A 14857-nucleotide genomic window follows, 5' to 3' on the forward strand; every position below is an offset into this window, starting at 1 on the left:
GGGCTTTTTATTGACTGATGCACTGAAGGCGCCGGCTAGCCGGCGCCTTCAGCGTTACGCGTCGGTCTTGGCGGCGGCGTTTGCCGCTGCTTCTTTGATCAGCGCTTGCAGCGAACCATCCGCAGCCATTTCAGTGATGATGTCACTGCCGCCGACCAGCTCACCGGCGACCCACAGCTGCGGGAACGTTGGCCAGTTGGCGTACTTCGGCAGGTTGGCGCGGATTTCAGGGTTTTGCAGGATATCCACGTAGGCGAATTTCTCGCCGCACTGCATGATGGCTTGGGAAGCCTTCGCGGAGAAACCGCACTGAGGAGCGTTTGGCGCGCCCTTCATGTAAAGCAGAATGGTGTTGTTGGCAATCTGCTCTTTGATCGTTTCGATGATATCCATGGAACACCTCGGCTGGAACTTTGCGACTCACAGGTCGGCACGGTGGCGCATTGTAACGCAAAATTCCAGCCCGGTGGTCGGGCGCCTCAGGCAGCCGCTACCTGCACCGGCACACCGTTGAGCGCAGCATTGCCGGATAACTCGTCCAACTGCCGCTCGTCGGTCAAGTCATTCGCACTCGCCCCCGGCTGCCCGCTGGCAATGCTCATCTGTACGCCTGGGCGTCCATGCCCCCAGCCATGGGGCAGGCTGACCACGCCGGGCATCATGTCCAGGCTGGCCACTACTTCCACTTCGATCATGCCGATGCGCGAACTGACGCGTACCCGCTGACCATCGCTCAATTGTCGACTGGCCAGGTCATCAGGGTGCATATGCAGCTGGTGCCGAGGCTTGCCCTTCACCAGACGATGATAGTTATGCATCCACGAGTTATTGCTGCGCACATGACGACGGCCGATCAACAGGAGTTCATCCAACACCGGCCCGGGGTGTGCTGAGAACCGCGCCAAGTCAGCAAGGATCACCGCCGGCGCTGCCTGCACCCGGCCGTTGGCGGTCTTCAAGCGCGCGACGAGATTGGGCTTGAGCGGCCCCAAATCCACGCCGTGCGGATGGTCGGCAAGCATCGCCACCGACAACTTGTGATCGGATGCGTCACCGTAAGCCCCGGCACGCAAACCGAAGTCAATCATCTGCGCCGGCGCCATGGTCGGTTTGAGCGCCACGCCTGTCTGCGCCGCGAAGGCCTTGGCCAGGCCGACAAAAATTTCCCAGTCGTGCAGCGCGCCTGCGGGCTTGGGCAGGATCGCGCGGTTGAACCGAGTGACGTTGCGCACGGCGAACATATTGAACGTGGTGTCGTAGTGATCGTTTTCCAGCGCCGAGGTGGACGGCAGGATGAGGTCAGCGTAACGCGTGGTCTCGTTGATATAGAGGTCGATGCTGACCATGAACTCAAGCCCGTCCAGCGCCTGCTCCAACTGGCGACCGTTTGGCGTCGACAACACCGGGTTGCCGGCCACGGTCACCAGGGCGCGGATCTGGCCTTCGCCTTCGGTGAGCATTTCCTCCGCCAAGGCGGACACCGGCAATTCACCGCCATATTCCGGGCGCCCGGACACGCGACTCTGCCAGCGATTGAAATGCCCGCCACCGGTTGACGCCACCAAGTCCACGGCCGGCGAGGTGCACAAGGCGCCGCCGACACGGTCCAGATTGCCGGTCACCAGATTGATCAATTGCACCAACCAATGGCACAGCGTACCGAAGGCTTGGGTGGACACGCCCATGCGCCCGTAACACACCGCCTTGTCCGCTGCGGCAAATTCCCGCGCCAGCTGGCGGATCTGTTCGGCAGGCACTGCACATTGGCGGCTCATGGCTTCAGCGGTAAACCCGGCAATCGCGCGGCGCACGTCTTCAAGACCGTCGACCGGCAAATGGCTTTCACGCGTGAGGTTCTCGCTAAACAAGGTGTTGAGCAACCCGAACAACAACGCCGCATCGCCCCCGGGCCGCACAAACAGATGCTGATCGGCGATCGCCGCCGTCTCGCTGCGTCGTGGATCAACCACCACCACGCTGCCGCCCCGCGCCTGAATGGCCTTGAGGCGCTTCTCTACGTCAGGCACGGTCATGATGCTGCCGTTGGACGCCAGCGGGTTGCCGCCCAGGATCAGCATGAAATCGGTGTGATCGATATCCGGAATCGGCAGCAGCAGGCCGTGGCCGTACATGAGATGACTGGTGAGGTGATGAGGCAGCTGGTCCACCGAGGTCGCGGAAAACCGATTGCGCGTCTTGAGCTGGCCAAGGAAGTAGTTGCTGTGAGTCATCAGCCCATAGTTGTGCACGCTGGGGTTGCCCTGGTACACCGCCACAGCATTCTGCCCATGCCGGGCCTGGATACCCGCCAGGCGCTCAGCGACCAGCGTGAATGCCTCGTCCCATGGGATCGGCTGCCATTCGCTGCCCACGCGCAACATGGGCTGGTGCAGGCGGTCCGGGTCGTTCTGGATGTCCTGCAATGCCACCGCTTTGGGGCAGATGTGCCCACGGCTGAAGGTGTCCAGCGCGTCACCCTTGATTGAGGTGATCGCCAGGCTGCCGTCGTCGGCCCGGGTGGTTTCCAGGGTCAGGCCGCAGATGGCTTCACACAGATGGCAGGCACGGTGGTGGAGAGTCTTGGTCATGGCCAGTCTCTTTATTGGGCTTTGACCCAACTATGGCCCGTCACCTGAGCGCGTACCAGTAAGGTTCGCCCCGTGAATCGAGAGGCATCAGGCCAGACCATGAGCAAATGTTTCAAAACCTTGCGAAGAGCCGCCGAAACCGACGCAGCCTGGCCTGCGCCCGCCCCCACGCATTGCAAAAGGTCTCAGCGCCAGTGTACAAATGGCCCGCTGCTGTCAGGAATCAGTCTTCAAAAGCGCTTCAGCGCCCTTCTTGAACACCCTTAAAAACCGTAGCCCTATTGGTAAGACGCGACATTTAATTATAAGATCGCGCCTTCCCCTATTTCGTCGCCCCGTGCGGCTTTCGCCGCAGGTCTCGCCCGTTGTCACAATAAACAAGGCTTTGAGTATCTGCGGTCTGTTGCAAAAAGGTAGTTAATGATGAGCGCAAGGCACTTTCTCTCCCTGATGGATTGCACGCCCGAAGAGCTGGTCAGCGTGATCCGTCGAGGCATTGAGCTTAAAGACCTGCGTAACCGCGGCGTACTGTTCGAGCCTTTGAAAAACCGTGTGCTCGGGATGATTTTCGAGAAGTCGTCGACACGCACCCGTGTGTCGTTCGAAGCCGGCATGATCCAGCTGGGTGGCCAAGCCATCTTCCTGTCCTCGCGCGATACCCAACTGGGCCGCGGCGAACCGATTGCCGACGCCGCCCGCGTGATGTCGCGCATGCTCGATGCGGTAATGATCCGTACCTTCGCACACAGCACCGTGACTGAATTTTCCGCCAACTCCCGGGTGCCGGTGATCAACGGCCTGTCCGATGACCTGCACCCCTGCCAGTTGCTGGCCGACATGCAAACCTTCCTTGAGCATCGGGGTTCGATCCAGGGCAAGACCGTGGCCTGGATTGGCGACGGCAACAACATGTGCAACAGCTATATAGAAGCGGCGATCCAGTTCGACTTCCAACTGCGCGTTGCCTGCCCGGAAGGCTATGAGCCGGATGCACGTTTCCTGGCTCAAGCCGGTGACCGTGTCACCGTCGTGCGTGACCCGCGTGACGCGGTGATCGGCGCGCACCTGGTAAGCACCGACGTCTGGACCTCCATGGGCCAGGAAGAAGAAACCGCCAAGCGCCTGGCCCTGTTCGCACCGTTCCAAGTAACCCGCGCCCTGCTCGACCTGGCCGCGCCGGACGTGCTGTTCATGCATTGCCTGCCCGCGCACCGTGGCGAAGAAATCAGCCTTGACCTGCTCGACGATGAGCGTTCGGTCGCGTGGGACCAGGCCGAAAACCGCTTGCACGCCCAGAAAGCGTTGCTTGAGTTCCTTGTCCCGCCGTCGTACCACCACGCATGAGCCAGCCATTACTGCTGAACCTGCGCAATCTGGCATGCGGCTATCAAGACCAACGCGTGGTGCAGAACCTCAACCTGCACCTCAACGCGGGCGACATCGGCTGCCTGCTGGGCTCTTCGGGTTGCGGCAAAACCACGACCTTGCGCGCGATCGCCGGGTTTGAACCGGTGCATGAAGGTGAAATCAGCCTGGCCGGCGACGTGATCTCCAGTGCAGGCTTCACCCTCGCGCCGGAGAAACGCCGGATCGGCATGGTGTTTCAGGACTACGCGCTGTTCCCGCACTTGAGCGTGGCCGACAACATCGCCTTCGGCATTCGCAAGCACCCACAAAAAGACCGCGTGGTCGCTGAGTTGCTCGAGTTGGTCAACCTGAAGAACCTGGGCAAGCGATTTCCCCACGAACTTTCCGGCGGCCAGCAACAACGCGTTGCCCTCGCCCGCGCCCTGGCGCCGGAGCCGCAACTCTTGCTGCTCGATGAGCCGTTCTCCAACCTCGACGGCGAACTGCGGCGCAAGCTCAGCCACGAGGTGCGCGACATTCTCAAGGCGCGCGGCACCAGCGCGATTCTGGTCACCCATGATCAGGAAGAAGCCTTCGCCGTGAGCGATCAGGTCGGCGTGTTCAAGGAAGGCCGCCTGGAGCAGTGGGACACGCCCTACAACCTCTACCACGAACCGCAGACGCCGTATGTCGCGAGCTTTATCGGCCAGGGTTATTTCATCCGTGGCCAGTTGAGTTCGCCGGAATCGGTCAGCACCGAACTCGGCGACCTGCGCGGTAACCGTGCCTACACCTGGCCCACCGGCGGCGCGGTGGATGTGTTGCTGCGCCCGGATGACATCGTTTATGCACCGGACAGCGCGTTGAAAGCGCGGATTGTCGGCAAAACGTTCCTTGGCGCTTCAACCTTGTACCGTCTGCAATTGCCGACGGGTGCACAGCTGGAGTCGATTTTCCCCAGCCATGCAGATCACCAGGTCGGCGCGGATGTGGGGATTCGAGTGGCGGCTGAGCATCTGGTGTTGTTTCAGGCATCGGGCAGCGTTGCGGCGCAGATTCCGCAGTCCGAGTCCGGGGTAAGGCGTCACAGCCCCGTTAACTGACGAAACCGACTCAACAGGTGGAAGCTGGCTTGTGTGGAAGCTGGCTTGCCTGCGATATCATCACCTCGGTCTGACTGAAAGACCGAGGCGCTTGCATCGCGGGCAAGCCCGGCTCCCCCAGTGGATGTCATGCTCTTCAACAGTGAAATTCAGGCCCGGCCAATCGGCGCAAACGTGGCCTGAGTGTGCTCGGCCAGCACCGTCGCTGGCAGTTCAACTTCCAATCCCCGCCTCCCGGCACTGACAAAAATCGTTGCAAACGGCTGCGCCGTCACGTCGATAAATGTGCGCAAACGCTTCTTCTGTCCCAATGGGCTGATGCCGCCCAACAAGTAACCGGTGGAGCGTTGCGCCGCTGCTGGGTCGGCCATTTCGACCTTTTTCACCCCGGCCGCATGGGCGAGCGCCTTTAAATCCAGACTTCCGACGACCGGCACCACTGCCACCAACAATTCCCCTTTCTCACTGCTGGCCAGCAAGGTCTTGAATACCTGTGCGGGGTCAAGCCCCAACTTTTCCGCAGCCTCCAGCCCATAGGAGGCTGCCTTGGGGTCATGTTCGTAACTGTGGATGTGATGTTCGGCACGAACTTTTTTCAACAGGTCCAGTGCGGGGGTCATGGCTACTCCGGGCATGGCAAACAGAGGGCCAATTCTAGGCCAAGCGTAAGCAAAACGCTCTAGTGCGCCACTCCCGCGAGACGTACCAATCGGCGTAAGCGTGATCATTCACCAGACCAATAGTTCGAAAATGACCGATGGTTCACTTTCGACCTTTGACAGCCGTCATTCTTGTCTATATTTTTTCGTTTCCGAATACTGTAGGAATAGCACCTGCGGTACTCCAGCAATAAGCCATGTCCTGGATGGGGATCCTCGCCACGGTGAAAATCGCGCAACAGCCCGTTGAGGCCGCGCGCCAAACAAGAACAACAATTGAGGTTTGCCATGACAACTGCTCTTCAACAGCCTTCACTTTCGAGCCAATGCATGGCCGAATTCCTGGGGACTGCGCTTCTGATCTTCTTCGGTACAGGATGTGTCGCTGCGCTCAAGGTCGCGGGTGCCAGCTTTGGGTTGTGGGAAATCAGTATCATCTGGGGGATCGGCGTCAGCATGGCGATCTACCTGAGCGCCGGTATTTCCGGGGCTCACCTCAATCCGGCGGTGAGCATCGCCCTGTGCATTTTTGCCGATTTCGAAAAACGCAAACTGCCCTTCTATATCCTCGCCCAGGTCGCCGGCGCCTTTTGCTCCGCCGCGCTGGTGTACACGCTGTACAGCAATCTCTTTTTCGATTACGAACAAACCCACCACATGGTCCGCGGCTCCCAGGCCAGCCTGGAGCTGGCGTCGGTGTTCTCCACCTACCCGCATGCCCTGCTGAGCACAGCCCAGGCGTTTCTGGTGGAAATGGTCATCACCGCCATCCTGATGGGCGTGATCATGGCCCTTACCGACGACAACAACGGCCTGCCACGCGGCCCGTTGGCCCCGCTGCTGATCGGCCTTTTGATCGCGGTGATTGGCAGTGCCATGGGCCCATTGACGGGCTTTGCGATGAACCCGGCGCGGGATTTCGGGCCCAAGCTGATGACCTTTTTCGCCGGCTGGGGTGAAATGGCCTTTACCGGCGGCCGCGATATTCCTTACTTCCTGATTCCGATTTTCGCGCCGATTGTCGGCGCCTGCCTCGGTGCTGCGGCCTATCGCGGGCTGATTGCCCGTCATCTGCCGAGCGCCGCACCTGCTATAGATGAAACACCTGACACGGCTGTCAACGGCAAGACGCGTATTTCCTGATAGCGCCAGCCTGGTCCCTCTGCCCCTTTGCGGCCCAGGCTGATTCCTTACTCTCTTATTTTCCGTCCAAGGCAATCGACATGACCGACATTCAGAATAAGAACTACATCATTGCCCTTGATCAGGGCACCACCAGTTCGCGGGCGATCATCTTTGACCGTGACGCCAACGTGGTCTGCACCGCCCAGCGCGAATTCACTCAGCATTACCCGCAAGCCGGCTGGGTCGAGCATGACCCGATGGAAATCTTCGCCACCCAAAGCGCGGTGATGGTCGAGGCCCTGGCACAAGCCGGCCTGCACCATGACCAAGTCGCCGCCATCGGTATCACCAACCAGCGTGAAACCACCGTGGTCTGGGACAAGATCACTGGCCGGCCGATCTACAACGCGATCGTCTGGCAATGCCGACGCAGCACCGAGATCTGCCAGCAGCTCAAGCGTGATGGTCACGAGCAGTACATCAATGACACCACCGGCCTGGTCACCGACCCGTACTTCTCCGGCACCAAGCTCAAGTGGATCCTCGACAACGTCGAAGGCAGCCGTGAGCGTGCGCGCAACGGCGAGCTGCTGTTCGGCACCATCGACAGCTGGCTGATCTGGAAATTTACCGGCGGCAAAACCCACGTTACCGATTACACCAACGCCTCGCGCACCATGCTCTTCAACATCCACACCCTGGAGTGGGATGCGAAGATGCTGGAGATTCTCGACGTGCCGCGCGAAATGCTGCCGCAAGTCAAATCGTCTTCGGAAATCTACGGCCGTACCAAAAGCGGTATCGCCATCGGCGGCATCGCCGGTGACCAGCAAGCGGCCCTGTTCGGCCAGATGTGCGTAGAAGCGGGTCAGGCCAAGAACACTTACGGCACCGGCTGCTTCCTGCTGATGAACACCGGCGACAAGGCCGTCAAATCCCAACACGGCATGCTCACCACCATCGCTTGCGGCCCCCGCGGCGAAGTGGCCTACGCCCTGGAAGGCGCGGTATTCAACGGTGGTTCCACCGTACAGTGGCTGCGTGACGAGCTGAAGATCATTGCCGATGCGACCGACACCGAATACTTCGCCGGCAAGGTCAAAGACAGCAACGGCGTATACCTGGTCCCGGCCTTCACCGGCCTGGGCGCGCCTTACTGGGACCCGTATGCGCGTGGCGCGCTGTTCGGCCTGACCCGTGGCGTACGGGTTGATCACATCATTCGTGCAGCCCTGGAGTCGATTGCCTACCAGACCCGCGACGTATTGGACGCCATGCAACAGGACTCCGGCGAACGCCTCAAAGCCCTGCGTGTGGACGGCGGCGCAGTCGCCAACAACTTCTTGATGCAGTTCCAGGCCGATATCCTCGGCACTCGGGTCGAGCGCCCGCAAATGCGCGAGACCACCGCACTGGGCGCCGCTTACCTGGCCGGCCTGGCCTGTGGTTTCTGGGGCAGCCTGGACGAGCTGCGCGGCAAGGCCGTGATCGAGCGTGAATTCGAACCCACGCTGGACGAAGCCGCCAAAGAAAAACTCTACGCCGGCTGGCAGAAGGCGGTAAGCCGTACCCGCGATTGGGAACCGCACGAAGGCGCTGAATAAGCCAAGCGCCGGACCCACATAGGGTTGTAACTGGCGGGGAGCGGCGTGCTGCGTCATCATGGGCCACTTTTGTATGGCAGCCCAAAGGACGCCCCATGAATCTGCCTCCCCGCCAGCAACAAATCCTCGAACTGGTCCGCGAACGCGGCTATGTCAGTATCGAGGAGATGGCGCAGCTATTTGTTGTCACCCCGCAAACCATCCGCCGCGATATCAATCAGCTGGCGGACGCCAATCTGCTGCGCCGCTACCACGGCGGCGCAGCCTATGACTCCAGTGTCGAGAACACCGCGTACGCCATGCGTGCCGACCAGATGCGCGATGAGAAACAACGCATCGGCGAAGCCATTGCCGCACAAATTCCTGATCATGCCTCGCTGTTCATCAATATCGGCACCACCACCGAATCGATCGCGCGCGCGCTGCTCAATCACAATCACCTGAAAATCATCACCAACAACCTCAACGTCGCCACCATGCTCAGTGCCAAGGACGACTTCGACGTACTGTTGACCGGCGGCAATGTGCGCCGCGACGGTGGTGTGGTCGGTCAGGCGAGCGTCGATTTCATCAACCAGTTCAAGGTCGACTTCGCCCTGGTGGGCATCAGCGGTATTGACGAAGACGGCAGCCTGCTCGACTTCGATTACCAGGAAGTACGGGTTTCCCAGGCGATCATTGCCAATGCGCGCCAGGTGATCCTGGCGGCCGACTCAAGCAAATTCGGGCGCAATGCCATGATTCGTTTGGGGCCGATCAGCCTGGTGGACTGCTTGGTGACCGATCAGCAGCCGGTGCCCGCTCTGGTGCAGTTGTTGAACCAGCACAAGGTTCGGCTGGAAGTCGTTTAGCGCCGTTACTGGAGCTATCGAGGGCAAGCCCCTCCCACACTGGAATGCGATCAATCTGTGGGAGGGGGCTTGCCCCCGATGGCGATCTATCTGCCACCCTAATGTTCACAAATTTTCCCTTTGCCCCCCTTCGATGAGTTTTTTCAATCGAAGTCGGCTGGCTGTGCGCGCATTTATCAGCTACCATTTTCGCAAATGAACATTAATGTTCGAATTCCAAGACGAAAAGATCGCGAGGCTAGCCGATGAACCCTTCCACCTTGCCTGCTCCACCGCTTGCCGAAGTCTATGACGTTGCCGTAATTGGTGGCGGGATCAACGGCGTCGGCATCGCAGCAGACGCAGCCGGTCGCGGTTTGTCGGTATTCCTTTGCGAAAAAGACGACTTGGCAAGCCACACATCCTCGGCCAGCAGCAAGCTGATCCACGGTGGCCTGCGTTACCTCGAACATTACGAATTCCGCCTGGTGCGCGAAGCCCTGGCCGAACGTGAAGTGCTGCTGGCCAAGGCCCCGCATATCGTCAAGCAAATGCGTTTTGTGTTGCCACACCGCCCGCATCTGCGCCCGGCGTGGATGATTCGTGCTGGCCTGTTCCTGTATGACCACTTGGGCAAGCGTGAAAAACTCGCCGGTTCCAAGAGCCTCAAGTTCGGCCCTGACAGCCCGCTGAAAAGCGAAATCACCAAAGGCTTCGAATACTCCGACTGCTGGGTCGATGACGCCCGCCTGGTGGTGTTGAACGCCATGGCCGCTCGCGAAAAAGGCGCGCATATCCACACCCAGACCCGTTGCATCAGCGCGCATCGCAACAACGGCATGTGGGAAATGAACATGGAACGCGCCGATGGCAGCCTGTTCTCGATCCGCGCCCGCGCCCTCGTGAACGCCGCCGGCCCATGGGTCGCCAAGTTCATCAAGGAAGACCTGAAGCTGGATTCGCCTTACGGCATCCGCTTGATCCAGGGCAGCCACCTGATCGTGCCGAAACTGTATGAGGGTGCCCACGCACACATCCTGCAGAACGAAGACCAGCGCATTGTCTTCACCATTCCGTACCTGAACCACCTGACCATCATCGGCACCACCGACCGCGAATACACCGGCGACCCGGCGAAAGTAGCGATCACCGAAGGTGAAACCGACTACATGCTTAAAGTGGTGAATGCCCACTTCAAGAAGCAGTTGAGCCGCGACGACATCGTCCACACCTACTCCGGTGTGCGCCCGTTGTGCAACGACGAGTCGGACAACCCGTCGGCCATTACCCGCGATTACACCCTGTCGCTGTCTGGCGGCACTGGCGAGGCGCCAATCCTGTCGGTGTTCGGCGGCAAGCTGACCACCTACCGCAAACTCGCCGAGTCGGCGATGGCGCAGCTGGCGCCGTTCTTCACCCAGATGCGTCCAAGCTGGACGGCCACAGCCAGCCTGCCGGGCGGCGAGAACATGACCACGCCAGAAGCGCTGGCCGAGGCCATTCGCGCCAAGTTCAACTGGGTCCCGGCCGAGATCGCGCGTCGTTGGTCCACCACCTACGGCAGCCGCACCTGGCGCTTGCTCGAAGGTGTGCAGTCGCTGGCTGACCTGGGCGATCACCTGGGTGGCGGCCTGTACACCCGCGAAGTCGATTACCTGTGCGCCGAAGAATGGGCAACGCAACCGCAGGACGTGTTGTGGCGCCGTACCAAACTTGGGCTGTTCACCACCCCAGAGGAACAGGCCAACGTGCAGCGTTACCTGTCCAAGGTCGAGCAGAACCGCGCGAAGATCGAAGCGGCCTGATCAAGCCGTTGTCAAAAGCCCCTGTGCCGAAAGGCCAGGGGCTTTTTTTATGCCTGCTGCGCCTGGCGCTGATACCGCAGGCCCATGTCACGAATGCCGCTGAGGGCGGAGCCCAGCAACACCGGATAAGCCGCCTGCAAAAACCCGGGTGTTGCCGTTGCCAGCGCGCGCTCCAGCCACAGGCAGGCCTGCGACTCATCGCCGGTTTCGACCAGCTCGGCAGCGTGGTTGTATTGCCCGCGAAAATCGCCCGCCTCGGCTGAGCGCTGATACCACTGCCGCGCCAGTTGCACATCCTTGGGCACCACGACGCCTTCATGGTGGAACCGCCCCAGCAGGTTCATCGATTTGGCATGCCCTTTGGCCGCCGCCTGCTCGAACAACACATACGCGGCGACAAGGTCGCGCTCGACACCGCGACCGCGCGTCAGCAACTGGCCGTAGTTATACAGCCCCCAATCCAGCCCAAGGTCGCCCGCTTTGCGGTAATGCTCGGCGGCGTCCGGCAGGTCGATTTCGCAACCCCAGCCGTTTTCAAGGCAGCGCCCGATCATGTTGATCGCCATCGGGTGGTCCTGACGTGCGCTGATGCGAAACCAGCTCAGCGCCAACGCTTCGTCCTTTTGTATGCCCCGACCCTCCAGCAACAACTGACCCAAGGTCGCCTGCGCATCGGCATCACCCAATTGCGCAGCGTGCATCACCCATCGCGCATACGCGCGCGGGTTATCACCGATTTCACCCGATTCATTGCCTGGCCGCGCGCTCTGCATGCTCGTCTGCACTCTCTCAAGCTGACAAAAATTTCATGAATCATCCTGTTACAAACTATTACATTTGAGATCGCTTATCAATTACGATCACCTCTCAATTCCAACAACACGAGACTATTCAATGGCTACCGGGATCAGTTCTGCCCCCCATTCATCGCGGCATTTGCTCGCGTCGGCGGTGGGTTTGGCAGTGGCTGCGCAAGGAGGATTCAGCTATGCAGCGGAGACTGCAGATGACGGCACAGGGGTAATTCAGCTCGGCGCGACCAGTATCGAAGGTCAGGCCCCAAGCCAGAGCGTTTACAACCCCGTAGCGCCTTCCTCCCCCAAGTACACCGAGGCGCTGCGTGATACACCGCAGACGATTACCGTGGTGCCCAAGGAAGTCATTCACGATCAAAACCTGCTGACCCTGCGCGACGTGCTCAGCACCGTGCCAGGCATTACCTTCGGCGCCGGCGAAGGCGGCAGCGGTTACGGCGACAGCATCAACCTGCGCGGTTTCTCGGCCAGCGGCGACATCTACGTCGACGGCGTGCGCGACAGCGCGCAGTACAGCCGCACCGACCCGTTCAACCTGGAACAGGTCGAAGTCGTCAGCGGCGCGAGTTCGGTGTACTCAGGTTCCGGCGCGGTCGGCGGCACCATCAACCTGGTGTCCAAGCAGCCGGAATTACGCGACAAAACTACGATCAGCGCCGGCATCGGCACCGATAACTACAAGCGCACCACGCTGGATACCAATCAGCAACTCAACGACACCACGGCGTTCCGGCTCAACCTGATGGCGCATGGTAACGATGTGCCGGGCCGCGATTATGAAGATTACTCGCGCTGGGGCATTGCGCCCTCCATCGCCTTTGGCCTGGGCACGCCGACCCGCGTTACCGTCAGTTATGAACACCAGAAAGATGACAACACGCCGCAGTACGGCATCCCCATCTACAACGGCAAGCCAATGCCGGGTGTGGGTTGGAGCGACTATTACGGTTACCACAACATCAATGACCAGCAAATCACCTCGGACGCGTTCAGCCTGAAACTCGAACACGACTTCAACGACGCCGTGTCAGTGCGCAACTTCACCCGCGTCGAGCGAGTGCGCCAGGATTTGCGCGCCTCCGGCCCCGAAGGTGCCCAGGCCGGCTGCCTCGCCAGCGGCACCCAGATAACGGGCGCGCCCTGCGCCACCGGCCTCAAGCCTGGCTATTTCCAGCCAAGCGGCGGTTCGCTGGGCAACGAGCGCAACACCCAGAACAAAATGTTCACCAACCAGACTGACGTAACCAGTCACTTCAGCACGGGCTTCATCGACCACACACTGGTGACCGGCATCGCCATCAGCCGCGAGGAATACGAGGCGGATACCGGAAAATGGCTGACCAACAGCAACGGCAGCACGATCGTTCCACCGCCGGTCAGCTTCAGCGACCCCAACTCGGACTGGACCGGCCCCGTCAACTTCACCCGCGCAGCCCACGTTGACGGTGCGCTGAACAACCGCGCCGCCTACGCCTTCGACACGCTCAAACTTAATCCGCAATGGGAAATCAACGGCGGTTTGCGTTACGAGCACAATGCCGGCAGTTCTGTCACCAATGCCTACTCCAGCACTGGCGTGGAAACGCCCGGCGTTCGCTACGGCCAAGCGGATGACCTGACGTCCTATCGCCTGGCGCTGGTGTACAAACCGGTGGAAAACGGCAGTTTCTATATCGCCTACGGCAACAGCAAGACGCCGTCGCAAGCCAGCGTCAATGGTGGCTGCTTTACCCCGGCGAAAACGTCCAGCGCGCCCACCAACAACTGCAACGTTGCCCCGGAAACCGCCGTCAGCTATGAGATCGGCACCAAATGGGACTTCCTCGACAATGCCTTGTCGGTCACCGGCGCGATCTTTCGCAATGACCGCACCAACTACAAAGTCGCCGATCCCGACCCGACCAACCTGAGCGGCACGCAATCGCTCGACGGCAAAGCACGCGCAGACGGCGTGGCACTCGGCCTGAGCGGTGCGATCACGGATAAGTGGAAAGTCTTCGCCAACTACACCTACCTGGATACCCGCGTGTTGCGCAGCGCCAGCGACTTCACCCTGGCCACCACCGGCTTCGACGCGCAGAAAGGCGAGCCGCTGCCGTTTACGCCGAAACATGCGGCCAGCCTTTGGACGGTGTACGACCTGCCCTACGACTTTCAGGTGGGCTACGGCATCACGGCGCAATCCAAGCAGTACCTGGTCAGCGCCGCCGGGGCACCGACTGCGCCAGGCTACGCCGTGCAGCGCGCGATGCTCGGCTACAAGGTCAACAAACAGTTGAACCTGCAGGTGAACGTTAACAATCTGTTCGACAAGGAATACCTGACGCGCATCCGTAACAACGGTTGGGCGGTGCCGGGTGATGGGCGTGCGGCGGTTGTTTCGGCTGACTATACGTTCTGATTGTGGGGTGTTTTGGGGGGCATATCCGGTGCTTGGGTGATGGCTGCTTTTGGTTCCGCCCTTACGGCGGGTCACTTTGGAAAAGCCCCAAAGTAACCAAAGGGCTCTTGCCCGACCACTCGGCACCTCGCTTGGGCTCGGTGTGCCCGAACGAAGGCTTGAATCCGTGGGCCGCCGTGACGGGCCATCCCTGGCCCAACACGGCTAACCCGGCGTCCTGCCGGGTTACCCACGGATTCAAGCCTGCGCTCGGCCAGCGTGGTTTAACGGGGCGCCTAAGATCAAGATCAAGATCAAGATCTACAGCACGGCGGCCTAGTAGCCGACCTGAGTGGTTAGATCAAAAGCGCAAGCGAGGCGGCCTGACAGCCGACCTGATGTTGGAAGCTGAACTCAATCAAATGTGGGAGCTGGCTTGCCTGCGATGGCATCAACTGGTTGTGCCTGATACACCGAGGTGTCCGCATCGCAGGCAAGCCAGCTCCCACAGAAAAGCCAAGCAGAGCGGTGCTGGAGGCTGAACTCGGTCAACTTGTGGGAGCGGGCTTGCTCGCGAAGGCGGTGGGTCAGCCAGCTCATG

Annotated in this window: 11 protein-coding genes and 1 pseudogene; 7 read left to right on the forward strand and 5 right to left on the reverse strand. The window is 60.5% G+C overall.

What is annotated here, in order from left to right; genetic code table 11:
• Positions 1 to 54: 54 nt before the first annotated feature.
• Positions 55 to 393: a Grx4 family monothiol glutaredoxin gene (grxD, locus tag AACU78_RS19075; protein ID WP_106577269.1), complete on the reverse strand. Its 339-nt coding sequence runs from the start codon at positions 391 to 393 to the stop codon at positions 55 to 57.
• An 86-nt stretch (positions 394 to 479) separates the two neighbouring features.
• On the reverse strand, positions 480 to 2588 hold the full coding sequence (locus tag AACU78_RS19080) for a molybdopterin oxidoreductase family protein (RefSeq protein WP_106577270.1): 2109 nt from the start codon (positions 2586 to 2588) through the stop codon (positions 480 to 482).
• Positions 2589 to 3011: 423 nt separating this feature from the next.
• Between AACU78_RS19080 and argF the strand changes: the two genes are divergently transcribed.
• Together argF and AACU78_RS19090 are read left to right on the forward strand one after the other, a co-directional pair.
• Positions 3012 to 3932, forward strand: coding sequence for an ornithine carbamoyltransferase (argF, locus tag AACU78_RS19085; protein WP_069786197.1), 921 nt, complete (start codon positions 3012 to 3014; stop codon positions 3930 to 3932).
• Positions 3929 to 5038 carry an ABC transporter ATP-binding protein gene (locus AACU78_RS19090; RefSeq protein ID WP_106577271.1) on the forward strand — a complete coding sequence of 370 codons (1110 nt, stop codon included), beginning with the start codon at positions 3929 to 3931 and terminating at the stop codon, positions 5036 to 5038. Before argF ends, AACU78_RS19090 begins: the two co-directional genes overlap by 4 nt.
• Positions 5039 to 5187: 149 nt before the next feature.
• Here the strand turns inward: AACU78_RS19090 and ybaK are convergent, their stop codons facing one another.
• Positions 5188 to 5658 carry a Cys-tRNA(Pro) deacylase gene (gene ybaK / locus AACU78_RS19095; RefSeq protein ID WP_106577272.1) on the reverse strand — a complete coding sequence of 157 codons (471 nt, stop codon included), beginning with the start codon at positions 5656 to 5658 and terminating at the stop codon, positions 5188 to 5190.
• Positions 5659 to 5985: 327 nt separating this feature from the next.
• On the opposite strand from ybaK, the gene AACU78_RS19100 reads away from it, so the two are divergent.
• The 4 genes from AACU78_RS19100 to glpD all read left to right on the forward strand — a co-directional run bounded on the left by AACU78_RS19100 (position 5986) and on the right by glpD (position 11061).
• A complete protein-coding gene (locus AACU78_RS19100) occupies positions 5986 to 6840 on the forward strand; it encodes an MIP/aquaporin family protein (protein WP_106577273.1) in 855 nt (284 codons plus the stop codon).
• A gap of 80 nt (positions 6841 to 6920) precedes the next feature.
• On the forward strand, positions 6921 to 8426 hold the full coding sequence (gene glpK / locus AACU78_RS19105; RefSeq protein ID WP_106577274.1) for a glycerol kinase GlpK: 1506 nt from the start codon (positions 6921 to 6923) through the stop codon (positions 8424 to 8426).
• A 95-nt stretch (positions 8427 to 8521) separates the two neighbouring features.
• Complete coding sequence (locus tag AACU78_RS19110; RefSeq protein WP_010212755.1) at positions 8522 to 9277, forward strand: DeoR/GlpR family transcriptional regulator; 756 nt, start codon at positions 8522 to 8524, stop codon at positions 9275 to 9277.
• A gap of 245 nt (positions 9278 to 9522) precedes the next feature.
• A complete protein-coding gene (gene glpD, locus AACU78_RS19115; RefSeq protein ID WP_106577275.1) occupies positions 9523 to 11061 on the forward strand; it encodes a glycerol-3-phosphate dehydrogenase in 1539 nt (512 codons plus the stop codon).
• A 47-nt stretch (positions 11062 to 11108) separates the two neighbouring features.
• Here glpD and AACU78_RS19120 read toward each other — a convergent pair whose 3' ends face one another.
• On the reverse strand, positions 11109 to 11834 hold the full coding sequence (locus AACU78_RS19120; RefSeq protein ID WP_106577276.1) for a tetratricopeptide repeat protein: 726 nt from the start codon (positions 11832 to 11834) through the stop codon (positions 11109 to 11111).
• Positions 11835 to 11955: 121 nt separating this feature from the next.
• On the opposite strand from AACU78_RS19120, the gene AACU78_RS19125 reads away from it, so the two are divergent.
• A complete protein-coding gene (locus AACU78_RS19125) occupies positions 11956 to 14277 on the forward strand; it encodes a TonB-dependent receptor (RefSeq protein ID WP_106577277.1) in 2322 nt (773 codons plus the stop codon).
• A 393-nt stretch (positions 14278 to 14670) separates the two neighbouring features.
• On the opposite strand, the pseudogene AACU78_RS19130 reads toward AACU78_RS19125, so the two are convergent.
• Positions 14671 to 14857, reverse strand: a pseudogene (locus AACU78_RS19130) (hypothetical protein); the annotation flags it as partial.

The sequence above is a fragment of the Pseudomonas sp. R9.37 genome, assembly GCF_963878885.1.
GTDB lineage: Bacteria > Pseudomonadota > Gammaproteobacteria > Pseudomonadales > Pseudomonadaceae > Aquipseudomonas.